General features: G+C 31.8%; 15 protein-coding genes. 5 read left to right on the top strand and 10 right to left on the bottom strand.

The genetic code is table 11. The annotated features are described in order from the left end of the window. Positions 1 to 160 precede the first annotated feature (160 nt). Positions 161 to 2,098, top strand: a complete 1,938-nt coding sequence (locus tag QM536_04225; protein MDI9356220.1) for an NAD-dependent epimerase/dehydratase family protein — start codon at positions 161 to 163, stop codon at positions 2,096 to 2,098. A gap of 336 nt (positions 2,099 to 2,434) precedes the next feature. Beyond that, positions 2,435 to 4,153: an amidohydrolase gene (locus tag QM536_04220; protein MDI9356219.1), complete on the top strand. Its 1,719-nt coding sequence runs from the start codon at positions 2,435 to 2,437 to the stop codon at positions 4,151 to 4,153. An 85-nt stretch (positions 4,154 to 4,238) separates the two neighbouring features. Here QM536_04220 and QM536_04215 read toward each other — a convergent pair whose 3' ends face one another. Together QM536_04215 and QM536_04210 are read right to left on the bottom strand one after the other, a co-directional pair. Further along, positions 4,239 to 4,820, bottom strand: coding sequence for a MarC family protein (locus QM536_04215; protein ID MDI9356218.1), 582 nt, complete (start codon positions 4,818 to 4,820; stop codon positions 4,239 to 4,241). Positions 4,821 to 4,859: 39 nt separating this feature from the next. Continuing rightward, the gene (locus QM536_04210) at positions 4,860 to 6,239 is read right to left on the bottom strand and encodes a Na(+)-translocating NADH-quinone reductase subunit A (protein ID MDI9356217.1); all 1,380 of its coding nucleotides are present in this window, start codon (positions 6,237 to 6,239) and stop codon (positions 4,860 to 4,862) included. 415 nt (positions 6,240 to 6,654) lie between these two features. Between QM536_04210 and QM536_04205 the strand changes: the two genes are divergently transcribed. Next, entirely contained in the window at positions 6,655 to 7,161 is a 507-nt protein-coding gene (locus tag QM536_04205; GenBank protein MDI9356216.1) for a helix-hairpin-helix domain-containing protein, read from the top strand. 58 nt (positions 7,162 to 7,219) lie between these two features. On the opposite strand, the gene arsS is transcribed toward QM536_04205, so the two are convergent. The 3 genes from arsS to nhaD form a co-directional block, all read right to left on the bottom strand. Further along, the gene (gene arsS, locus QM536_04200) at positions 7,220 to 8,266 is read right to left on the bottom strand and encodes an arsenosugar biosynthesis radical SAM protein ArsS (protein ID MDI9356215.1); all 1,047 of its coding nucleotides are present in this window, start codon (positions 8,264 to 8,266) and stop codon (positions 7,220 to 7,222) included. Positions 8,267 to 8,269: 3 nt separating this feature from the next. Then, on the bottom strand, positions 8,270 to 8,602 hold the full coding sequence (locus QM536_04195; protein ID MDI9356214.1) for an arsenosugar biosynthesis-associated peroxidase-like protein: 333 nt from the start codon (positions 8,600 to 8,602) through the stop codon (positions 8,270 to 8,272). A gap of 113 nt (positions 8,603 to 8,715) precedes the next feature. After that, a complete protein-coding gene (gene nhaD, locus QM536_04190; protein ID MDI9356213.1) occupies positions 8,716 to 10,008 on the bottom strand; it encodes a sodium:proton antiporter NhaD in 1,293 nt (430 codons plus the stop codon). Between the two features lie 1,012 nt (positions 10,009 to 11,020). On the opposite strand from nhaD, the gene kdsB reads away from it, so the two are divergent. Together kdsB and QM536_04180 are read left to right on the top strand one after the other, a co-directional pair. Further along, entirely contained in the window at positions 11,021 to 11,764 is a 744-nt protein-coding gene (gene kdsB / locus QM536_04185) for a 3-deoxy-manno-octulosonate cytidylyltransferase (protein MDI9356212.1), read from the top strand. Between the two features lie 18 nt (positions 11,765 to 11,782). Then, a complete protein-coding gene (locus QM536_04180; GenBank protein ID MDI9356211.1) occupies positions 11,783 to 13,075 on the top strand; it encodes an MFS transporter in 1,293 nt (430 codons plus the stop codon). A gap of 2 nt (positions 13,076 to 13,077) precedes the next feature. Here the strand turns inward: QM536_04180 and QM536_04175 are convergent, their stop codons facing one another. The 5 genes from QM536_04175 to QM536_04155 all read right to left on the bottom strand — a co-directional run. Beyond that, complete coding sequence (locus tag QM536_04175; protein MDI9356210.1) at positions 13,078 to 13,632, bottom strand: cob(I)yrinic acid a,c-diamide adenosyltransferase; 555 nt, start codon at positions 13,630 to 13,632, stop codon at positions 13,078 to 13,080. Positions 13,633 to 13,659: 27 nt separating this feature from the next. After that, entirely contained in the window at positions 13,660 to 23,037 is a 9,378-nt protein-coding gene (locus QM536_04170) for a hypothetical protein (protein ID MDI9356209.1), read from the bottom strand. Positions 23,038 to 23,185: 148 nt separating this feature from the next. Then, a complete protein-coding gene (locus QM536_04165; protein MDI9356208.1) occupies positions 23,186 to 23,317 on the bottom strand; it encodes a hypothetical protein in 132 nt (43 codons plus the stop codon). 503 nt (positions 23,318 to 23,820) lie between these two features. Next, the gene (locus tag QM536_04160) at positions 23,821 to 24,399 is read right to left on the bottom strand and encodes a hypothetical protein (protein ID MDI9356207.1); all 579 of its coding nucleotides are present in this window, start codon (positions 24,397 to 24,399) and stop codon (positions 23,821 to 23,823) included. 98 nt (positions 24,400 to 24,497) lie between these two features. Continuing rightward, positions 24,498 to 26,181: hypothetical protein (locus QM536_04155; GenBank protein MDI9356206.1), on the bottom strand; the 1,684-nt coding region annotated here is incomplete at its 5' end.

Genomic DNA, 26,181 nt, shown 5'->3' with positions numbered 1-26,181 from the left:
AAAAGAGACTAAAGAAAATATAAAAACTAATTTTTAAAAATGCTCTTTTTATATAAAAGGATACTTATCTGGAAAATATGGAAACCAAAAATAGCATTTAGAAGAAAATAACCTCGCAGGAGATAATTTACAAAAAATAGTATCCGATTTTTCATAAAAAATGATAGAAGAAAAAATTAAAACAGAAGTACTAAAATTAGAAGGACCAATAGTCATATTTGGAGCAGGTGGATTTATAGGAGCAAACCTCTATAGAACAATAATAAAACAAAGAAAAGACGTATATGCTGTTACGAGCAAACCATTTATACCATGGAGATTAGAAGATATCGATGAAAATAATATCATTCACTGCGACATCAGTAAACGAAATCTAGTGGAAGAAATATTTAAAAAATATCTCTTTAAAACAATTTTTAATCTATCCGCCTACGGAGCATACTCTTTTCAAAATGATATAGATAAAATTTATCAAACTAATTTTTACGGACTGTTAAACTTGTTAGAAGTAACATCACAATATAATATAAAAGCCATCATACACGCAGGAAGTTCCTCAGAATACGGACTCAACTCCGCCGGACCAAATGAAGATGCTGTTTTAAAATCTAATAGCCACTATTCCGTATCCAAAACTGCATGCGCACATCTCATAAAATATTATGGGGTCATAAAAGAACGACCGGTAATAAACCTCCGATACTATTCTATCTACGGACTCTACGAAGACCCCGATAGATTAGTCCCGAAACTTATAAACGAAGGAATAAAAAAAACATATCCTCCGTTAGTAGAACCCGATATATCACGTGATTTTGTATTTATTGATGATGCCATCTTAGCAACTCTCAAATCCGCAACCGCTGATATGCAAAAAATAAAAGGAGAATCTATAAATATCGCAAGTGGAAAAAAAACTACTATAAGAGAAATGGTAGAACTTACTAAAAATATTTTTCAAATAGAAAAAGAACCAGAGTGGGGAAAAATGCAAAACCGTAAATGGGACCTCAAAAATTGGTATGGTTCTACAAATAAAGCCAAAGAACTCATCCAATGGAGTAACGAAACACCTTTACAAGCAGGACTCTTGAAAACATCTCTTTGGCAAAAACAATACTCATATCCACTCTATGAAAAAAAATTAGCACAAGATAAAATAAAATATAAACTCTCTGCTGTAATTGCTTGCTATAAAGATGAACAAGCAATACCTTATATGTATGAACGTCTCAAGAAAACTTTCCAAAAAATATTCGTCGACTATGAAATTATATTTGTAAATGATGCAAGCCCTGATAACACAAACACCGTCTTACAAAACATCGTCCAAAAAGATGATAATGTAATTGCTATAGAACACTCTCGAAATTTTGGATCACAAGCCGCATTTCTCAGTGGAATGGAAATATCCACAGGAGACGGCGTTATCCTTTTAGATGGAGACCTACAAGATCCACCCGAACTCATAGAACAATTTTATGAAAAATGGCAAGCAGGGTATGATGTCATCTATGGAAAAAGAATCGCAAGAGAAGGAAACCAACAACTCGCTTTTTTTTACAAACTATTCTATAAATTATTCAGAAGCACTTCCTACATCGCCATACCATTAGATGCAGGTGATTTCTCCCTTATGGATAGAAAAGTAGTAAATGAACTCATAAAATTACCTGAAACAGACCAATTTTTAAGAGGACTACGGGCATGGATAGGATTCAAACAAACAGGAGTAGATTATATTCGACCTGAAAGAATGTTCGGAGTAAGCACCAATAACTGGAGAAAAAACATCGCATGGGCAAGAAAAGCTATCTTTTCTTTCAGCTTCGTACCATTAGAAATACTCACTTATTTAGGAACTTTTTTAACATTAGGATCTTTTATATTTCTCATCATTCAAATTATTTTGTATTTTTTTGTCCCGAGCCCTGCACACGGAATCACTACTATTATCTGTTTAATACTTCTTTTCGGTGGATTAAATATGCTTGCAATAGCTATTATTGGAGAATACCAAGCAAAGATATTAGAAGAAACTAAAAAAAGACCAAAATATATAAGAAAAAATATATCTAAAAAAGGTATTGTTTATTAAATAGAAATTTTTAAAAAGTATTCTGAAATGTATTATTCCTTTACTTTCTAAAATAGTTTTTTAAGAAAGCATGTAATATTATGTAATACAATGATTCCACACCCAAATTTACTTTTTATACATTTATAATAAATGAAGGAGCTTTATTCTCCTAAATAGATACAAGAATTCTATAAAACAATCACTAATATAAGAAAAATATTACAATTTAAGATATAATTTCATTAAAAAAATTATAGTTAATAATTATTTGTATAAGAAATATATAATTATGAAAAAAAATAATAATTTTCAAAACATACATAATCTATTATAAAATTTAATAAAAAAATAACAATGAAAAATTTATCACATAGAATATCAATTTATTTACTTGCACTATGCACCTTACTACCAAGCTGTAATCAATCCACCACAGCAGATACTATTATTTATGGAGGAAAGATATACACTGTAAATGCTACTAATGAAATAGTAGAAGCCGTAGCCATAGAAAAAGGAAAAATTATTTTTGTAGGAACATATACAGAAGCAGAAAAATTTAAGACAAAATTCACAAAATTTGTAAATATACAAGGAAATACGATGATACCAGGTCTTATAGAAGGACATGGGCATTTTAGAGGAGTAGCTATGAATCTCTTGCAAATAGACCTTCTAAAAGTAAAAAGTTATAAAGAAATGGTAAGAGAGGTAAAAAAAATTGCAGATACATTACCTCATGGAACTTGGATATTAGGAAGAGGATGGCATCAAGAAAAATGGGATACATTGCCCTCAAAGATAATTCAAGGTTTCCCAACCCACGAACTATTAAGTAAAGAAATACCCAATCATCCCGTGTATTTATCCCATGCAAGCGGGCATGCATGCTTAGTCAATGCAAAAGCGATGGAAATTTGTAACATATATCCTCAAATTCCGAATCCTTATGGAGGTGAAATAATAAAAGACAAACAAGGGATGCCAACAGGTATTTTCAACGAAACAGCAGAAGAACTTATTACTCTATTTATTCCCCGACCAACAAAAGAATATTTAAAAAATGCATTTGTACTCGCCTCTCAACACTGTGCAAAGAATGGAATCACAAGCTTTCAAGATATGGGAACAACTTCCAAAGATATACTTGCTTTTTTAGATTGTATCAAAAAAGGAAAATTAAAGACACGAATATATTCTGTTCTCAGCTGTTCCTATATAGATACTATGACTGTAGATAATTTTTTTACAGAAGGGAAGAAAATCGGATTAGGAGATAATTTGCTTACTATAAGATCTATCAAGCTCTATGCAGACGGAGCATTAGGTTCCAGAGGGGCTTTACTTTTAAAAGAATACACAGATATGCCGGGAGAATTTGGAAAAAACGTCACTTCGTTTCAGGAAATAGAAAAATGGGCTTTGCGTGCATTACAGAAAGGATTTCAGGTGTGTACCCATTGCATAGGAGATAGTGCTAATAGAGAAGTTTTAAACATCTACGAAAAACTTTTTACTAAATATCCTGATAAAGCTATTGACCACAGATGGAGAATAGAACATGCACAACACATAGATCCAAAAGATATACCCCGCTTTGAATCATTAAAAGTAATACCATCTATGCAAGCCATACACATGGCATCTGACAGACCATGGGCAATAGATAGATTAGGTGAAGAAAGAATAAAAACAGGAGCATATCCATGGCAAAAACTTTATTCTACAGGTAGCCGAATCATAAACGGAACAGATGCTCCTGTAGAGCCAATCAATCCAATAGAATGTTTTTATGCATCTGTTACGAGAAAAACACTGAAAAGGACCCCGGAAAATGGATATGAACCCGATCAAAAAATGAACCGAGAACAAGCACTGAGATCTTACACTATAGATGCTGCTTATGGATCTTTTGAAGAAAAAATTAAAGGAAGTATAGAAGCAGGTAAACTTGCTGATTTTACTGTACTAAATAAAGATATAATGACAATTCCTGAAGATGAAATTTTAAATACTCAAGTTGTTATGACTATAGTAGATGGAAGAATTATCTTTGAAAATACTCAAAAGTAATATCTTGTAATTGTAACTTTTTAATTAGTAGCGATCATTTTTTTCTAATTTTAGCTTATAAAATTGATTTGAGAAATAAAAATGATTAGTTCATATAATTTTTAAATAATTTTATAGCAATAGATATGAGAATAATTCCAAATACCTTTCTCATAGCATTAATCCCTTGCTTTCCTAATTTTTTTTCTAAAAAACCTGTTGATTTGAGGGTTATAAATACTATCAACAAATTTATAAAAATACCTATTATAATATTTATTATGTGGTATTCTGCACGAAGAGATAAAAGAGCAGTAATAGTTCCTGCACCACCGATAAGGGGAAAAGCTATAGGAATAATTCCATTTGATACACCGTCTTCTTTACCATCTGAGTGATGTTTAAAAATTTCAATTCCTAAAACCATCTCTATCCCAAATAAAAAAATGAGCAGAGAACCCGCTATAGCAAAAGAACTTTCATCCACCCCAAAAAGTTGGAGAATATTATGTCCTACAAAGAGAAAAGATATCATTATAATTCCCGATGCTATAGTAATTTTCCCTGACTGTATAGATCCGTATTTAGCTCTAAAGCTCACAATAATAGGAATAGAGCCTAATATATCTATCACAGAAAAAAGTACAAGAGTTACCGAGAATATTTCTTTTATATCTATACTAAACATGGGATTGTTTCTTTGTTGTTTTGAATAACACAAACAATATTAGCTATTTTGGAGCATTTGTAATCCATCTCGAAGCATTTGTTGGATATTATTTTTAGAAACATCTACAAATTCACATAGTGCAACGTCTTCTTCTAAAAGCTCATATATTCCTAACTGTTCCATTTGATCATAATCCTCCGCAAGAATGTTTTTGAGTATATAGGTAATATAGATATCCATAGGAAGTACTCGCTCTAAAACACCTGTTTGCACAAAAGCTCTGTGCTCACCTCTTGTGTTGGTATTGAGAACAAATTTATTATTATTATTTCTTAAAAAAGACATAAGTCCGAATGCTTTGTGAAAACTGAGCTTTTCAAGAGTAGGTTTGAGCCATCCGAGAAACTCTGTTTGATTTCCTTCTGGTATAACTGTAATTTGGTGGTCAAAAAAACCAAGATGGCCTGATTTTCCTACGTCTTCTCCTGTGAGAACATTACCACTGATAATGCGAACATTATCGTTTTTAAGATTGTTTTCTATAAACCTTTGAAGACAAGCACCTTGATAGGTTTTATAATACTGTGGGGCTTTAATTTCAGAACCCGTTACAGCAATGGTTCTGGATGCATCATACATACCTTCTAAAAAGAGCTTCCCTATCTGTACTACTCCTACGGGATTAATTGTCCATACGCATTCACCTTTTTTGATAGGACTGATATGATGTATTTGAACACCTACATTCCCTGATGGGTGTGGTCCCATAAATTCATTGAATACGACCCCGTTTGTTTTTGTAAAAACATGGTATTGTTCTGAATGAGCTTGTAAGTTTACATGTATTTTTCCGGTTGGGGAGAGTAGTTTCTTTAAAATATTTACTCCTGCATGAAAATATTCTTCTTCTTTTTTTAAAATAAATCCATAATTAGGTGCTAAAGGACTTGTATCAAAGGTTGATATAAAAATAGATTTTGGAGTTTTCTGAGGATCTGCAATAATTCCATACGGGCGTTGGATTAATTGTAACCAAAGACCACTCTTTGTCATCGTTTCTAAAACTTTTTCTTGAGAGAGAGTTATCAAAGATTGAGGATGAAATTTTTCAAATGGTTCATATTCTATTGTTTTATCTGCCAATATTTTTACTTCTAATAGTTTTCTTTTTTCACCTCTTTTTATCTCTATGACTTCACCACTTACAGGAGCAGTAAAGTTTACCGATGGGTATGTTTTGTCACAAAACAAAGGAGTACCTGATTTTACTTGATCCTTTTCCTGTACAAAAAGTTTTATCTTGGAAACATTTTGAAAATCAGTTGGTTTTATAGAAAATGTTTCAGATTGTCTTATGGGTCCTATTTTTTCTTCCGCTTTTCCTTTCAGATTTATGTTAAATCCTTTCTTGAGTTTAAAAAAATTTTTTTCTGTCATTTTTATTATGAAAAATTATTTGAGTAGATAATTATTATATCTTTTGAAATAGATTTTATTTTCAATAAAATGAAATATTTTTTTTTATTTTCTATTTTTTTTATTTTCTAAATAGAAAAAAGAAAAAAAAATGATCGTTTTTTTTGTTTTTAGTACTAAAAATAGAAAATTTATGTATTTGAAAAAATGAATGTATTTTTCTTCTTTTTAAATATAATGTTCTAATAAAAATAAATACAATATTATGAGGTTTATTAACAATTTAAAATATAGCATAAGATTTTTTTTTGGATTTAGAGAAAATGAAATAAATGGGATTATAATTTTATTTCCATTATTGACGTTTTTACTTGTTTTTTTGCATTATTTTGGAATATTTTTTTATGAATATAAAGATTATTCAAAAGAAAAAGAGATGCTAGATAAATGGGCAAGTGAGATAGTCATAAGCGACGATACTCTTGTAAAGAAAAATGCGTTTAAAACTCAAAAATATATTCATAGAGAAGAGAAGCAGGTTATTCAAAAAAAAGATATAAATACTGCTACAGAAAACGATTTCATTCCACTACCCGGCATTGCAGAAAAACTTTCTACACGAATAGTTCGATATAGAGAAGCATTAGGTGGTTTTTATGATTACAAGCAGTTGTACGAAGTATGGGGACTAAATGAAAAAACTATTGAGGAAATACAAAAATATTTTTTTATATCTCTTGAAAAATGCTGTAAAAAAATAAATATCAATAATATATCTTCTGATGAGTTAAAAAAACACCCTTATTTGAGAGGAAATATAGGTAAGGTTATGGTAACCTATAGAACAGTACATGGAAAATTTAACAGTGCTTCCGATTTACTGCAAATAAAAGAGATTCCTGATTCTGTGTTTGCTAAAATAATGCCTTATATAGAGTTTTAGGTTGTATACATGTTATATTTTGAAAGAATATTTTGTTTTCATTTTATTTTGTTTGTTATCATATAGTGTTCCCCGAACAGCTCGACCCAGCTCCTGCTGTGCATCCATAGCAATGTTGATTCACTTTTATATTTCTATGAGATAAAATGTTTGTATTGAAAAAGGAAATATGTTGGTATTGAGATTCCGTTTCTATTTTCATTTCTAACATCTGATTAAAGTCACAGTCATAGATATAACCATCCCATGAGATAGAGATAGTATTTCTACACATAACATTTTCTGCTGCCAGAGGGTTATAGAGATTGATAAGCTTCTCCATATAGTCATTATAATTGTTTGTTTCTATTAAATAGTGTAAAAACCTACTAATAGGAAGGTTTGTTATGGTATAGAGATTGTGAAAATCTATGTTATGTAGTTGTTTTAGTTTCTGTTTAAATTCTTTTTCTAAGGAGATTTGGTTTGCGGGTAAAAAAGCCCCTGTAGGATTATAAACTAAATGGAGTTTGAGCGGTGAGTTGTCTCTTCCATATCCGACTTCGTTGAGCATTTTGAGGGCTTTTATAGATTTTTCAAATACTCCTTCACCCCTTTGTATATCTGTTTTTTGAGCGGTAAAATAAGGTAAAGAAGAAATAACCTCTACATTATGGTGTTTAAAAAAATCAGGAAGAGTATAGGACTGAGGATTAGAAACAATAATAGTGAGATTACTCCTCACTATTATTGTTTTTCCCAGAGAAGAAACTTGTTCTATAAACCATCTAAAATTTGGATTCATTTCAGGAGCTCCTCCCGTAATATCCACCGTATGTGCTCCCGATAGTTCAATACTTTTCAAACATAATGCCATGGTTTCTTGAGTCATTATTTCTTTTCTATCTGGACCTGCATCTACATGGCAGTGTTTACATACTTGATTACACATTTTACCTATATTGATTTGAAATATTTCTAAGGTTTTCGGTGTAAGTGGAAATAAATTTTGTTTTCGAAGTTTTTCTTCAAACTTTACGGGAGTGTTTTTTTCTAAATAATCTATTTGATTTTGTGAAAACTGAAAGTGGTGTTTTTGAGAATATAAAGATTTACTGTTACCCATTGGTTACATAGATAATTTTTTATACTTATTCATCATCTGAACGCTATGTACCAATGAAGCTCCAGCTTTAATAGCCGCAGCAACATGAACTGCTTCCATAACCTGTTTTTCATCACATCCTTTCTCTAAAGTATCTACTGTATAAGCATCTATGCAATAAGGACATTGTATAGCATGGGCTACTGCTAAAGCGATAAGCGATTTTTCTCTTGCTGTTAATCCCCCTTCTTCAAATACTTTCCCATAATATTCAAAAAATTTTTTTGCCAATTCTGGTTCAAATTCTGATATATTTCCAAATTTTTTTAAATCCTCCGGATTATAGTAACTTTCCATTTATATTTTTATAAGTTAAAAATGTTTTTTTTATTGTATGTATTCTTAATATTAATAAGGTTCTAAAAATTGTTTTGTTTCACATTATTTTTTTAGAACCTTATTGTTTTTTATTATATATAGAGATACACTAAGGCGCCTGCTACATAACCTATAAATGCCCAAATACTTATCTTTTTCAAATACCACATAAAATCTATTTTTGCCATTCCCATTACTGCAACGCCTGCAGCAGAACCTATGATAAGTATACTTCCCCCTGTTCCCGCTGTGTATGCTAAAAATATCCATACATTATCATCTGTAGGATACATACTCAATGGATACATACCCTGACAAGCGGCTACTAAAGGCACATTATCTATAACTGCGGAGAGAATGCCGATAAGAAAAATAACCATATTATTATTTGGAATAGCCTTAGAAAGATATTCACTCGCTTGATTCAGCATTCCCGTAGTTTCTAAACAAGAGATTGCCAATAATATTCCTAAAAAAAACAAAACACTCGGAACATCTGTCTTCTCCAATGCACTTTTGATAGAATAATGTTTGGATATATGTTCTTCTTTTTTATTATGCAAAAGTTCTACTAAAATCCACATACTTGCAACCCCTAAAAGTATTCCCATAAAAGGAGGCATACCCGTCAGTGTTTTGAATATAGGAACAAAAATAAGGGAACCAACTCCTAAAATAAATATCTTATTGGTCTCATGTTTTTCTAATCCAGGTGCCTTTTCTTCTATCTCTGATTTTTCAGTAGCAGATTCAAAGTATCCTTTCATTTTTATGGAAATAAATCCTAATGGCACTACTATAGAAACTAAACTCGGCAGAAAAAGAGATTGCATAATAGCGCCACTACTTACTTGGTTTCCTATCCAAAGCATTGTAGTAGTCACATCTCCAATGGGGGTCCAAGCACCTCCTGCATTTGCGGCTATTACTACCATTCCTCCGTAAAACTTTATATCCTCTCTACTTTTTAATATCTTGCGTAAAAGAGAAATCATTACTATAGCAGTAGTAAGATTATCCAAAACAGCACTCATAAAAAAACAAAGAAAACTGGATATCCATAATAACCGCACCTTGCTTTGTGTGGTAATGAGTCGGGTAATGATTCTAAAACCATGATGGCTATCTATTATCTCTACTATGGTCATTGCTCCCAAAAGAAAAAATAATATCTCTGATATTTTAGAAAAATGATGTGAAAAATGCCCCATACTCTCTTTGATATGACTAGGATTTCCTACAAAAAGAAGTGTCCAACAAACTATCCCTGCTAAAAGTGCAAATGCTGTCTTGCTCATTTTGATAGTTTCTTCAAAAACTATACATATATAGCATAAAACAAATACTAAAACAATCAAACTATTAATAGTAAATATATTCTCCATTCTTATGTTAATGTAATTAAAAAATTATTAAAAAAAAGTAGTAAACTATTTTTGTTGTTTCATATATTCTATAGCTCCTGAATCTCTTTTTTTATTCATAAGTTTTAGAATTATTTTTTTTAAAAAATTGGGTGGCATTTTATATCCTTTTGCATTCGTTTGCCCATTTTTAAATAAATGAAAGACAGAAGCATTAAATAAATGAAAGACAGAAGCATTTTTTCGAAATAAATGTTTTTTTTACTTTTTTCTATTCAAAGATGGATTTACCTTCTTTTTACTATCTGTTTTTTATCAAAATTATCTTTAATCCCTCAAATAAAAAATATTTCACGTTCTATTCAACCATTTTAGTATTTTTTACAGTAATTATAAATAAAATGATCATAACTTTGTCTCTTATAAAAAGTATGTATTTTATACAAAAAATATATATTGTTTATTTTTCAAACGTACAAGAAGCAAATATATCGGATGTATCTGTTTTTTGAGAATATTTGTTTGTTTCTCATAAAACTTAAAAAATTCTCATACATTTTCAAAAAGTTAAAATAAGTATTTAAAAGGTTATTTTGTGTTATTATCTTATTTTGGTGACTCATTTTGTAAAATTTTTTGATATTCTATTTTTTGTTTTAAAAATTCCACAAAAGATAAAAAACAAACTGAAATACATAAAAAAAATAGAAAACTCATTTTTATGTTTTATTGAACATTAGTATGTTCTTTGTTTTTTTTAGTCAGCTTCTGAAAGAAAGAGGTTTTTCTCCTAAATTTAAAATCTTTATTTTAAAGATTAAGATACTTTTTTTTTAACTAAAATATTTATCTTAAATACTAAACCGCTTACTTTACAGGTTAAAACTTTTTTTCTAATTATGTTTTTTTTTACATAGAAGTGACAATAAAAGAACAAGCTTTCAAATGTTGGCTCTATTAATTGGATAGAGTTTTAAAAATTAGTTTTTACAAATCTTTTTCATTACAATTATTTATATAAACATATTAAACAATGAGTACATTGGCAATAATACCTGCTCGGTATGCTTCTACTCGCTTTCCTGGAAAACCCTTGGTTGATATATTTGGAAAAACTATGATTCAAAGGGTTTATGAACAGGTAAAAAAGTCGCATTATGTAGAAGATGTGGTGGTGGCAACAGATGATGAAAGGATTTTTCATCATCTTATGGGCTTGGATTGTAAAGTAATGATGACGGGTGTTCATCATAGAAATGGGACAGAACGTTGTTTAGAGGTTGCTGGTTTGCATTCGGATTTTGATTTTATACTGAATGTGCAGGGGGATGAGCCGTTTATAGATCCTTCGCAGATAGATATTTTAGTTCAGAGTTTGGATATGGAAGCGGAAATAGTAACTTTGGTTAAAAAAATTGAAACACAAGCAGAGTTAGAAAGTCCGAATGTAGTGAAAGTTGTTTTTAATAAACAGGATGAGGCGATGTATTTTAGTAGAAGTATTATTCCTTTTTGTAGGAATGAGGAGCAAAGCAAATGGGTTGGAAAAATTTCTTTTTATAAACACATAGGTATTTATGCGTATAGAATGGATATTTTAAGGAAAATAACCCAATGTGGAGTATCTTTTTTGGAAAAGGCAGAATCTTTGGAGCAATTACGTTGGATAGAGAATGGTTTTAGAATCCGTACTATTGAAACAGACAGAGAAACTATTGGTATTGACACGCCTGAAGATTTGGAAAGGGCAAGGAATATTTACCATAAAACAATGTAATAATATCAGAAGCTTATTATGAAAAAAAATATTAAAAAAGTAGTGAATGCTTGGTGTATGTATGATTGGGCTAACTCTGCGTATAGTTTAACTATTGCGGTGGCTGTTTTTCCTGTGTATTATCGTTCTTCTACATCTCATTTTTTTCCTACGGAGATGGTTCCATTTTTTGGCATATTTATAAATAATACTGTGTTATACTCTTATTCTTTATCTTTTTCTTTTTTCATAATTACCCTTCTTTCTCCAATACTTTCGGGTATTTCGGATTCGGGAAACAAGAGAAAGTTTTTTTTAAAGAGTTTTGCACTTATGGGGTCTGGTTCTTGTATGATGCTTTATTTTTTTGATGGGCATAATGTAGAGTTTGGGATACTATTTTCTTCTTTGGCATGTATAGGATATGCGGGGAGTTTGGTATTTTATAATTCGTATCTTCCCGAAATAGTTTCTGCTGATAAAATAGATGCAACGAGTGCGAGAGGATATTCTCTTGGTTATTTAGGGAGTACCTTGTTGTTATTATGTAATTTAGTGATGATTTTATATTCGGGGTTATTTGGTTTTTCTGACTCGGGTATGGGATCAAGGGTATCTTTTATTTCAGTAGGTATATGGTGGATTGGATTTTCGTTTATAGCATTTTATTTTTTGCCGGACAATGGGGTAGGTAATACAAGATGGAGCTTTTCTTTATTGAGAAGTGGATATAGTGAGATTAAAAAAGTATATTTGTCTTTACAAAAACAAGCGGGTATTCGTTATTTTTTGATAGCTTTTTTTTTCTACAATGCGGGGGCTCAGACAACGATGTATTTGGCATCTCTCTTTGGGAGTAAGGAGATGGGACTTTCATCTGATAAGTTGATTTTGATAATAATTATTATACAGATAGTGGCTATCGTGGGGGCTTATTTTTTTGCTTTGGTTTCAAAAAAAAGGGGGGCTCGGTATTCTCTTATGTTTCTTATAGTATGTTGGATACTTTGCTGTTGTAGTGCGTATTTTGTGCAGGATTTTCTGCAGTTTTTTTTGCTTGCAATTGGAGTAGGATGGGTAATGGGGGGTATTCAGTCGCAATCTCGTGCTTCTTATTCTCAATTAATTCCTGTTGGCTCTCTCAATAATACTTCTTATTTTAGTTTTTATGATGTTGTGGATAAGAGTTCTACTATTGCAGGGACTTTTTTGTATGGTCTTATAGATCATCTTACGGGGAGTATGCGTATGAGTGCTGTTGCTCTTTGTTTTTTATTTATAGTCAGTATTTTTTATATGAGAAGGGTAAAGTGGGGGGAGGGTAGTATTTAACTTTATGGGGTGTTATTTTTGGGAGTGTTCCAAAGTGTTTCTGTAAGGGAGAGTTCTTTACAGATAGTACGTGAGAGGACAAAGAGGTAGTCAGATAATCTATTTAGGTATTGGAGTATAAGAGGATTTATAGTTTCTACTTCTTGGAGTCGGACGACGTATCTTTCTGTTCTTCTGCATACGGTTCGGGCTATGTGTGTAAAAGATATTGCCATATTTCCGCCGGGGATAATGAAGTTTTTTAGAGGGGGTAAGAAAGTTTCTAAGGTATCTATTTCTTTTTCTAAGGATGTTATATATTCTTGTTTTATTTCGGGTATTGTATATTTTTGTGTTCTTTGAGCAAGTGTGGATCCTATTATAAAGAGAGTATTTTGAATTTCCATCAGAAATTCTACTCTCTTTTTGTTTATTTCTTGGTCTCTCAGCATTCCGATGTAAGAGTTTAATTCGTCTACATTTCCATAGGCTTCTATTCTTATGTCTGTTTTAGAAACTCTTGTTCCTTCTAGTAGGGATGTTTTTCCTGTATCTCCTGTTTTGGTGTATATTTTCATAGAAAGTAATGTAGGGGTAATAATGTATTATTTGGTATGATTAATGATGATTTGTTCTGTATGTATAATTGTATTCAGATGGTATATATTGAGTATATATGTTCCGTTAGGGGTGTTTGTTATGTTTATTTTAGAGGGGTTTTTAGAATTGGTGTATGTTCCTTGGAGTATACTTTGTCCGGTGATACTTTCTAATGTCCATTTTATTTCTTTTGGGGAGTTATTTTTTATATCTATGGTAAGTTCTGTGTTAGCAGGGTTTGGATAGATATTTATATTTTTTTGATTTTTTTTTTGTATTTGTGCGAGTATGGGTATGGGTATAGGAGATTTTGGGGTGTTTATTATGTCTGCATTATAGATTTCTTTGGTTTTTATGTTTTGGATAAATGCGACTATTTGTAAGTTTTCTGGTTGTGTTATTAAAAAAGGGTCTATTTTCCATCCTTGTTTATAGACAGATTGTGCTTTGTTGATAGTTATACCTAATGCATTTGGTATTATTTTTCTTACTACATTTTTATAACGGATGCCGTTGATAGTTGTTTCAGATTGAATTGCAAGAATGTAGATTCGGGTATCAGAGATTGGGATAAGAGAATTATGAGATTGTATTGTGATAGATAGTTTTAAGGAATCATTGGAAGAAGTAGTTAGGTTATTTAAAGATATAGAAAAGTGTGGTGTGGTGAGTTGGGTTTTTTGTATATCTATTTCAGACCATGGGATATTACCGCTGGCTTTTGGGGTATAAGATGTAGAATCTAAGGATCCGTTAATGATAGAAGTAGGTACTTTTACTACTCCGTAAAAGTTTATTCTAGCTCCTGGGTCTGTTATATTTGTTGCGAAAAGGGGATCTATACGAGTACTCGTGTCTTGTTTAACATCTGTATGGTATGCAACTTCTATTATATCTTGGTTGTTTAGGATAGGGTTTGATAAGATATGAGTTATGGTGTCATCTATTGATTTATTATTTTGAAAATAGGTAAATTTTTCCAATATACTCATTCCTTTTCTTTCTCCTAGGAAGAAGTCATCAAAACCAAATCCTGGGTATGCAGAATTTTTTTCGTTTGCATCAGAGGCGATGGCAAATCTAAATCTTACAGAATTTCTTTTATCTATCGGTATTTCATCTAATTTGTGTGCGGCATACATCCATTCTTTAGAATTTTTGTTATTATCATTTGTCCATCCTATTGTGTTAAAGGTATTACCAATGGTAGCATTTATTTCACCTGGATTATTGGTAACGGTTTTACTGTTATACCAGTTAATTCCTGATTTATATGTTCCTACATTATACCAGTTTTTTCCGTTGTTTGTTGAGTATTGAAAAACAACTCCTTCGGTATTTGCTTGAAAATTTTGGTAGTACATAAAAGATACCATGGGTCTGTTGATTTGGGAAATATTGAATGCGGGTGAGAATACCCATGAGTTTTCATTTGTGTAATAAGTATTTTCAATAGGATCGCCTGCTCCGCTTGATGATGTATATTTTGCGTTTGTAGTTACAAATCCTTTTGTGTTGTTATTGGTATTAGAAATAGTTCCTATTTTCCATGAATTTTCTCTTATTGTTTTTTTATAGTTATCGTCGTTTGGGTCTACAATAAATTTATAATTAGAAAGAGGGTCGTTTGTTCTTGTTATACCGAATAATATAGTTTTATCTACAAGCCATAAAGTTTTTTGTGTGTCAAAGTTTTCTGTATAGGGTATGGCAGGTGTAACGGTAACGACTGAAAGTACGGGTATTGTGATAGTGCCTGTGCTGCTACAATTACCTATAGATACCATTGTTAGGGTTATGATTTGTTTGGAAGTATCCTTAACAGTGTATTCTATATCAGTAGCAATATTACTATTAAAAATTTTTCTTTTTATTATATTTTTATTTTGAATTTTTAGAAGGATGCTGTCTATTTCTGTAGTTCCGATACCGAATTCTCCACTTGATCCTTGTGGTATTTTTATGGTTACTTCTCCGTTTTTGGTAGGCTGTTGGAGGATAGTAAATTTGGGAGTTGGGGATTTGGATGTAGAAAAAGATATATTTTCTGGATTATTAAGTTCTCTATTTGCATATTCTATGGTTCTGCAACCGGTTGCAGTTACTATTTTATACTCTGCTGTATATCTTGCTACATCTTTGTAATATACAGGTTCGAGGTAAAATGCGTTTGGATCTGTTATTATTTTTTTAGCAGTATCAATTTGAAAATTTTTGTATTTTCTTACTATTCTTTGGTTATCAGCAGATGTAGTAGTTTTTCCGTCATGAAATTGAGCACTGTCTATTCCTATATCATTGAATTCAGTACGGTTCTCGAAATCCATTTTAAAGTTTATTTTTGTTTGCGTGGCATTGATACTATCAAAACAAAATTGACCAAGAGGGATAGGGGTAGGTGGGGTAGTACGGTTATTGAGATATTTATAAGCGGTTAGTTTTATTTTAGGTCTTGGGGGGATACTTATCAGAATACTTTTCTTTACTGTGCATGAGAATCGTTCTAATTTATAAGTAATAGTATCATACGTGGTACCTGTAAATTCATTTGTTTTTATTTTATTTGCTTTGTATTCTCGATTTCCTCCCGTTACTATAAATCCGATATCTCCTTGAGATGAGGTGAATCCTGATTGGGATAGTTTTGTTTTCACTTCATCTCCTGCTGAATAATAAGGATAATAAGCATTAAAACTATATTCATTTTCGGGACAGATTTGTAGATTTTTTTCTACTATAGTTTCACTACTATCTGTTACATTTCTATATTTTATTTTAAGAGAGTCGGGTTCGTATATGGTAAATGAGGCAGTATCACTGAGACAACCTGGAAATCCTTTGTGTATTTTACTCATTGTGTATATTTTATAGATGCCACTTTTAGATGCTTGAAAAGAATCTTCTGGCATCATTATATTACTATTGAGCAGAGAATCTCTCCTATTGTAAATAATATGGAGTTTTGAATTGTATATATTGTTACTTGTTGGGAGATTTTGTATTACTATGCTTTTGTTATTGATATAACAGCTTCCGTATTCTTTTTCATCAAGTATAGGAGTGATAGGTTTTGCGAATCGGTTTATTATTACGGAATAGGGAGAGCTTTTACAAGATTTAGAACCTATTCTTATAGTTTGTTCTACTCTGAGAGAATTATATATTTGGTCTGAACTGGTGGTATTAAAAGGTATTTTAGATTTTAGAGTATCAGAAATAATGGAATCTTGCTCATACACATTTGCATCCCAATACCATTTTATTTGAGAATTTGGGACTCTGTTTTCTTGTATGGTAATAGTTTTTAAGGTATCTGAAGCACAGTACGAGAAAGTATCTACGGATAGCTGTGGAGGATTTCCTAGTAGTATAATGGTAATTTTAGTTGAATCACTTTCTGTACCTGGGTATTGATTAGGTATCACTGTATTTTTTTGTGTTACTAGATACTCCAGAGTATCGTTTTGAAAATTTCGGGTAATATTATTTATACCTAAATCTTGATTTGTTACAGTACTCCCGTTTGCCACGCTATTTGTTTTAGATGCTGATTTATTTATTACCCTTGTTTCTATAGTTTTTTTATTATTTATTTTTATTTTTTGATACCAATTGAAATATCTATTTTTAGTATTAAAGAGTGAGGTATCTCCACCAACTGTAAATGAAAGATGGGGTATGGTATCTTTACAATATGTGAGGGTTACATTTTTTGCTGTGTTATCAGAATTTATTTGAGGGATATTGTCTATGAGTAAATATGGGCGAGATGCTCTTCTAAAAACATCTATCTGTGCAGAAGATTTGAAGGATTCGCATCCATTGAATAGTGGTTCTCTAAATTGAATTTTTGATAGGTATATGTGAGTTGTTCCCGGACCTTTTAGTTTGATAGAATCTGTTATTATGGAAAAATTATTTGATATAGAGTTCTTCATAGTATCTTTGTACCATTTATAAAAAGTGGGAAGGCTATCTGCGACAGAATAAATTCTGTCGTATTTTCTTTCATCGGCATAGAGTACTTTTAGTTGGGTTGAATCTGTATAGTACTGATATGAATTTTCAATACCTGGTTTGCTTGGTCTTTTCCATACTCTATAAGTAAAGGTATCTGTATTAACACAATTATTTTTTGTAATAGCAGGTTTAGGGAGAGAAGTATATATAATACTGAAGGTATCACTATTGTTAATAATACTATAGGTGGTATTATTTTGTCTTGGATTTAAGAAACTAAGAGAATCTTTGTAGAGAATATCATTCCATCCATTTGTGCCTTGTTTTTGTAAAGTATATTGCTTATGAATACTATTTTGTGATATTCCGTTAAGAGAATATGTAATATTTGTTCTCTGGTCATAGATACAATTATCTTGAAGGATACCGGTTACTCTGATGGTAGGTAGTTCGTGTATTCTATATTCATCTGATGTTATTTGTATAGTATCGGTTTTTGTACCATTTTTTTGTATTCTAAAAAACTTAAAGAGGACATCAGTGTCGTTTTGGTAATATTTTTTTAGATTTTTAGGAGAAAATTTATACTTTCCTTGTGAGGTAATAAATGCAAGTATGGTATCGGATCCATGTATATTATTTATTTTTGCGTTTCCAATGGTAAATATTCTTAGAAAAGTATCTGTAAGAGAACCTTTAGGTATATATTTACTTTTTATAGGGAGTATATAGGAGTCATTACGGAAGCAAAAAGTATCTTTTTTAGAAAAAGATTGGACAGTATCTCTTATACGTATATGAAAGGTATCGTAAATAAAAGATACTGGAGTTAGCGTTCCTAGTTTTTGTTGTGTTAATTGGTATTGAATAGGTATAGTCCGGGGTGTTTGAGTAATCTTGGGAATATTCAGAGTGAGTGTAGTATCACCGTTCCTTTCAATATCCGGATTATTACCTGCAGGGTGCACAAATGTTCCATTATAAGTAGATGGTTTTTTGATAGTAACATGTACAGTTTTTTGTTCATTCTTTTGGAAGTCTCTTCGTTCAGGATCTAATTGTATTCCCATGTAAGAAATGGACACTTCCTTGGGGGTTCCTTCGTTTTTATTCCTTTCAAGGAGTACTTCAAAAGTATGTATTCCTATACTATCATCAGTAAGATTGAAAAAATTCAAGAATGATAACGTATCAAATAATGATGGGGTACGGGATATAGAATCGCGAGAAATTATTTTTTTTTCTGTAAAAGTACCATTCTTCTGTAATTTACGAATAACGATATTATCACTGTTGGATCTTCTGTTGCTGGTGAGTATAAAAGCGTAGTTTTCTCTATAAAAAATGGAATCCTTTTCTCTACCAGCACTCTTTCTTTGTAAGTACCCTACTTTTAAATCTCCTGGGTCAGCTCCACTATAAACACTATCGGTAGAGGAACGAGTATTTTCCAAAATATCAAATTGGGTGATGCTATCTACTTTCAGTATTGCAAAGGTTCTATTGTCTTCTTCATTTGCAAGGTACATATAACCTGTGCCTCCTATCCTTTTCATAAGAGTATCAGTATCTACAATATTAAATCTGTTGTTATTCGCTATTTTTATTTTTTGGATACGAATGGTATCTATAGAAGAAGAACCTGTGGTAGTATAGAGAATTCGTAATACAGTTCCATTTTGTTCATAAGCAAGAGATATTTGAGATATATCCGTAGAAGCCCTACCTTTTGTCGCCAAAGTAGACATACTAGTTGTATTATATACAAAACCGCTTGGTAATCCTAATCGAAGTGTGAGATCATTTCCTGTTCTAAAGTCATTAGGTATGCGTTCTGATATAAGTATATCAAAAGAGTCATATCTTATAGTGCCGTTAAATGGTTGAACAGCTTTTAAAGGATATGGTTCTGTTACAATAGAAGTGCTGCCTGTTTTTATTCTAAGAGAGTTGGTTACACTACCGGTATTTTTCAAAACATCTACGGGTTGAAAATAAAAATCATATTCTCCCCCCGCTTCCTTTTCAAGAGTTCTAGTGGCAGTACCACTTAGTCCTATTGCAATGGAGTCCTTCATTACACCAGAATTATATATATTATTTACTGGGCTGTATGATGGATCACTCGTATAATAGATTGTCCCATGTTCACTCTGTTGAAAAGAGAAAGTAATGCTTTTTCCAATAACAGAATGAGCAACTGCCATAGTAGGATTTGTTTTATCTATTCTATACCATTCATTGGTAGTAATGCCATTTGCAGTAAAAATATTTCCTGCACTATCCGTAATATTAGGAGTAGTAATAAATCTAAGTTCTACTTTTCCACTTGTGTTAATAGAGCTTATGGTGAGTTTCCATCTTGTTTTATTATTCGGGGTTACTTCTGTAATACTACCAACAGCCCCTACTGATGGAGTATTAAAATTCGTTGTTCCAACCCCTATAACATGCTCGTTATACTGTATATAAAACTCTACGGTGCTGTTATTGGTGATAGAGTCCGTGCTTACTTTGGTTATGGAAACCGTAGGAATAGTTTTATCTATAATAGTAGAAGAAGTGGTTACATTGAGAGTTCCAATATTTCTTGCTCTGTCTTGAAAAGCTATATTATAAGAAATAGCACCATCAATATCCAAACTATTCACTTGATATATTGCTGTCCAAAGTAAATCGGAACCATTTCTTCTTACAATTACCGGATTGTTTACTAAAGCCCCCCCACTTCTCAATAATACAGTAGGAGAGGTGATTAACCCTTCTGAAAAAAATATTTCTAAATAGACAGAATCATATAGTTTTGCTCTTTTACCGGAAGTGCTGTTATTGGTAGTAAGCACATGTGATACTACGGTAGGGAGAGTATTATCTATTGTAAAAATAGCATCTCCCGTAGGATTAGTATTTCCATTTCCTGCGGTATCAGATGCAATAATACTGACACTTGCTGTTCCATTTGAATTAGGAACTACCCAACTATAAGTAAATATTTTTGGGTTCACAGTGGGTAGAAGAGTTGTAATGGCAACTGTGGATGCGCCCGAAACGCTTATTTTAGGGTTCTTTTTCAAAAGAGTATTTTCCGTAAAAGTAGCGGTTATAAGAATGGTATCTCTATATTTTACTGTATTTTTTGGAGCAGAAAGACGAACAGTAGGGGCATCTTTATCTATTCTATACCATTCATTGGTAGTAATACTGCTCGTAGTAAAATTATTTCCTGCACTATCAGTAATATTTTGAGTGGCATTAAATCTTACTTCTACTTTTCCGCTCGTATTAATAGATCCTATGGTGAGTTTCCATCTTGTTTTATTATTTGGGTTTACTTCTGTAATACTACCAACAGCCCCTACTGATGGGGTATTAAAATTAGTTGTTCCAACACCTATAACATACTCGTTATACTGTATGTAAAACTCTACGTTGCTGTTATTGGTGATAGAGTCGGTGCTTACTTTGGTTATAGAAACTGTAGGAATAGTTTTATCTATAATAGTAGAAGAAGTGGTTACATTGAGAGTTCCTATATTCCCTACTCTGTCTTGAAAACTTATATTATAAGAAATAGCACCATCAATATCCAAACTATTCACTTGATATATTGCTGTCCAAAGTAAATCGGAACCATTTCTTCTTACAATTACCGGATTGTTTACTAAAGCCCCCCCACTTCTCAATAATACAGTAGGAGAGGTGATTAACCCTTCTGAAAAAAATATTTCTAAATAGACAGAATCATATAGTTTTGCTCTTTTACCGGAAGTGCTGTTATTGGTAGTAAGCACATGTGATACTACGGTAGGGAGAGTATTATCTATTGTAAAAATAGCATCTCCCGTAGGATTAGTATTTCCATTTCCTGCGGTATCAGATGCAATAATACTGACACTTGCTGTTCCATTTGAATTAGGAACTACCCAACTATAAGTAAATATTTTTGGGTTCACAGTGGGTAGAAGAGTTGTAATGGCAACTGTGGATGCGCCCGAAACGCTTATTTTAGGGTTCTTTTTCAAAAGAGTATTTTCCGTAAAAGTAGCGGTTATAAGAATGGTATCTCTATATTTTACTGTATTTTTTGGAGATGAAAGACGAACAGTAGGAGCATCTTTATCTATTCTATACCATTCATTGGTAATAATACTATTAGCAGTAAAAATATTTCCCGCACTATCGGTAATACTTTGAGGTGCATTAAATCTTACTTCTACTTTTCCACTGGTACCAATAGATCCTACTGCAAGTGTCCATTGTGTTTTACTCGATCCTACTTCCGTAATACTATTAATAGTACCTAATGCCACAGTAAATCGATTTGTTTGAATCCCTATAACCGATTCACTATATGATATAGAAAATAATACATTGCTTGCATTGGTAATAGAATCAACACCTAATCTTGTTATAGAAACTGCGGGAGCTGTTTTATCTACATGAACAGAAGAGATTTCATTACGAGTTACCATGTTTCCTGCTAAGTCTTGAAAACTAATACTATAAAAAACAACACCATCGGCATCTAAATTATTCACCCTATACGTTGCTGTCCAAACAGAACCAGTTCCTACTACATTTATAATATTATTAACCAAAGCTCCCCCACTTCTGAATAATACAGAAGGAGCAGAGGCTAAATTCTCTGAAAAAACCATTTGCAAAACTACATTATCATCTGATGTTGCTCTTTTATCTGAAGTAGTATTATTGGTCCTAAGAGTATGTACTACGGTAGGAGGAGTGTTATCTATGACAAAGATGGTGGATCCCGTAGCAACGGTATTTGCATTCCCTGTTGTATCTGATGCGGTAATACTGACCATTGCTGTTCCATTTGTATTAGGAACTATCCAATTATATGTAAATATATTGGGATTGGCAGTGGGTAGAAGAGTTGTAAGTGGAATTGTTGCTGCCCCTGAGATACTTATGCTCGGATTCTTTTTCAAAAGAGTATTTTCTGTAAAAGTAGCAGTTATAGGGATCACATCTCCATTTCGAACTATAGTTTTTGGTGCAGAGAGAATGACCGAAGGAGGATTGCTATCTATTATATACCCCTCTCTATAAGTAGACGAACGAAAACCCATAAAAGAACCCGTATTTGTTCCTGTTCCAGTAATAATCTCAGGTTTATTTAAAGATAAAGATACAAAACCATCCGATACACCCGCAGTAAATTCTACAAAATACAGAGTGCTATCTTTAGTTGGAGATACAGAAGCCTCACCCGATGCCAATGAAATATGCAAACCCATAGCATTCTGTCGTACTATTTCAAAAGCATTTGAATTATCCGTTATTTGTACTATATTACTGAACTTTATTCTGAATCTTATACTACTACTATTCACATATAATGCCTTGGGAGTTTCTCTGATAACACTATCTATATAGAAAGGAGTCTGTGCTGACACCATATTATAATATAAAGAACATAACAACATCATACCCCCATGAATAACAATTCTTTTACACCTTTTCATTTTTGCTATTTAATAAATGATTGATAATTTTTTAATTTCTAACTTATAACTTACCCTAATATACAAAAAGAGTTATATTTTTTTATTTGAAGAGACCTATTGCATAATGAGTCATTATAGAAAGCAACTCTGATGTTTCATACCAAACCATGTCGCTTTCTTCTATTTCTCTATTCTTAGATAATACTCTGAATATTTTTATACACTGCTCCATATTAAACTAGGAAAGATTTATAATAAATAATAAATGTTTTATATATTTTACACAATAATACATTATTTTTATAAATCAATAAGAGATTGAAATAATTATTATTTAATATCTTATAAATTCTTTGAATCTTGGATATAATAATTATCAATTACGCAAGAGGGCATTCAAGTATTTTATTACATGTATGGGGAATGGTAATGTGCTTTCTTTGCTTCTTGAAGTATTTTTTGTTTCATTTCTAGGGATTTCAACCTCACCAATAAACAGTGTATATAAACTACATGGTTGCTCAAATTCCTGTCACATACATTATATTATAGAGTAAATAAAAATATTTTTTATCTATTACATACAAAAATACAGTATATTGATCTACTCGTAATAAATTGAATCCTTTTACTAATCAATGTTTTATGGTTTTCTTGTAGATACTGTGTAGTACCCACAAAAAAGAGAGCTCCTTTTACAGATGACTCTCCTTTTTTTATTTTATAATACCCTCTCTAAAAACTACATATCACTGAACCGACTGTATCTGATGGAGTAAAAGTATATGTAATTTCTCCATACACTCTGTTTCCACTAACACTATCTATTTTATAGTCAGTATATCGTGTATAGGTATATCTTCTATAATCATAGACACCCGTTCCCGTTAAGTAATTCATATATACCGCCCCCCCACATTCTTCGTCTATTTCTTTTAGCTCATTAACTATATAAGTCGTGCCTTTAAGAATGCCTTTATTGTTAATACATCTGTTATTGCTTGTTTTTATGAATACGTTATTTGCATTCGGATATGCATTCGGATACCAAGATTCTTGAACGTCTGTATTACCATACAAACGAATTTTGGCACTTTCCCCATTCTTTAAAGATATATATCGAGGGATATTATAAAAGGGTATAGTATCACTGGGTTTATATAATTTTATATCTGTGCCTGTATTATTAATGTAAAATATATAATAACTCCTTGATGGATTGCAGGGATCTGGATCTGTTATATAAGTACAAGAATATAAAAATAATACTATACAGACAAAAATATAAGGGTAATTTTTTTTTAATAGAAACATAATTGTAAATTTATAAGTGTGAATTAAATATAAAATATAAAAAAGTGCCTCAATTTTTTTGAGGCACTTGTGTTCGTAAATAAATTACTATAAAAAAACTAATACATTCTCCAAGAGGCAAATAATGAAGAGATTGCGGATGCCTTACTGGGATACATCCTCATCAGTTCATCCTTCCATGCATTCCATGTTTTTGGTCCCGTGGTATTTCTCATGGCTGTTTCTATACTCAGAATAGTTATATGATCAACATCATTGCCAAATAGATTCAAACCATTTTCAACATTATCTCCCGTATTAGAAACACGTCCATATACTTCTAATAGTGGTAGTGTTAGAGATACACAGCTTGACATAGAGTAATTTTCTAAAGGGCCATCTAATAAATCCCATACTACACCATTATAATCATTAGATGCATCGATTCGCCAGAGTCCAGATGAATAACAAGTATATCCTCTTTTATATCTGGTAAGATAAGTTTGAACACCATTTGCCCAGCTCTCTCTTCGAGTGCTATTTGTTAAAAATTCAAATTGTGAATGAGCACTGTGGGCTAATTCGTGTATGGTAACTCCAAATACTTTTCTATAATCGAGGTTATATCTAATACGTGCCTGCCTATAAAAACCACCAATCTCAAAATAATCTCCATTATTAGGAGCTGCTTCTTGAGTCAATTGGATATCTAATTGGTCACAAAGCGAACAATTTTGAGCGGGTCTTTCTAATCCATAAATATCTTTATAATAATAGAGATAACCCGCAGAAAACATTTCTGCATATTTCCACTGGTCTATATCATAAAGATCATTAAGATAAAGATTCCAATTACCTCTTTGGTCTGGTCCCCAATAATGTGCCCCATCTCCATTAGGTGCTTCTACAGCAAAATGATACCTTTCCCAATCAATATAATATCGAACGTTAAAGAGAAAAGTACCATCGCATGAATAATTACCATTAATATCAGTAGTGCCTCTACTATAATCATACCAATAACCAGCTCTTACTACTACTCCTTCTATTCCTATTAGATTACCCAGTGCATTATACATTTTAATAATTCCTGCGGGTCTATATCGGCTCCAGTTAGTGCGTTGATTTGCTTGAGCTTCGTTTTCAGTAATATTCTTGGTTAAGAGCATAGATTCTTTCACTAAATCATCTATAAAAGAATCATCTCCATTGTTTCTGCTATTTTGAGAACCTAATGTTCCATCTTCTTTGGGCAGATACAGTTCTTCTAATATCTCGTATGGAATATTGGGTGGAAACTGATAATCTATTCTCACAGCAGTATACTGATATGTTGGTTGATTTTCAGAAACGGCAGGATCTCTATACATACCTTCTCCTGTTATTTCATATTCCACTGGAACGGGAAATAAAAATTTGATATTTATCGTATCATTTTTTAACTTCTCATATTCCTCATCGGTATTTGGCTTAAACTTTACATAATAGTGAGTAGCCCTTATTGTGGAAGCAGTTCGGGATAGCGCTCCATTTGCTCTTTGAGCTAAGCTTTCATACGCCTTCTGCATATTCACAACGGTGAAGGGGTTTTCTTTCTTTTTTCCTAACCTTACTCCGTTGCTACTATTGCTACTATTATTATCAGCACCATTTTGTATATTTTGATCCACAGAATTTACTACTTCATGAAATCCATCATCACACCCCTCCTCTCCAAATAGAAAGGGAGTACATACTACTATTGCTACGAATAGTATTCCTAATAATATGTTTTTCTTTTTTTTAACTAAATGTTTCATTTTG

The organism is Chitinophagaceae bacterium (assembly GCA_030053935.1).
In the GTDB taxonomy this organism is placed as follows: domain Bacteria; phylum Bacteroidota; class Bacteroidia; order Cytophagales; family JASGCU01; genus JASGCU01.
Note: the sequence above shows the minus strand (reverse complement) of the source record. Positions and strands in the feature narration are given on the sequence as shown.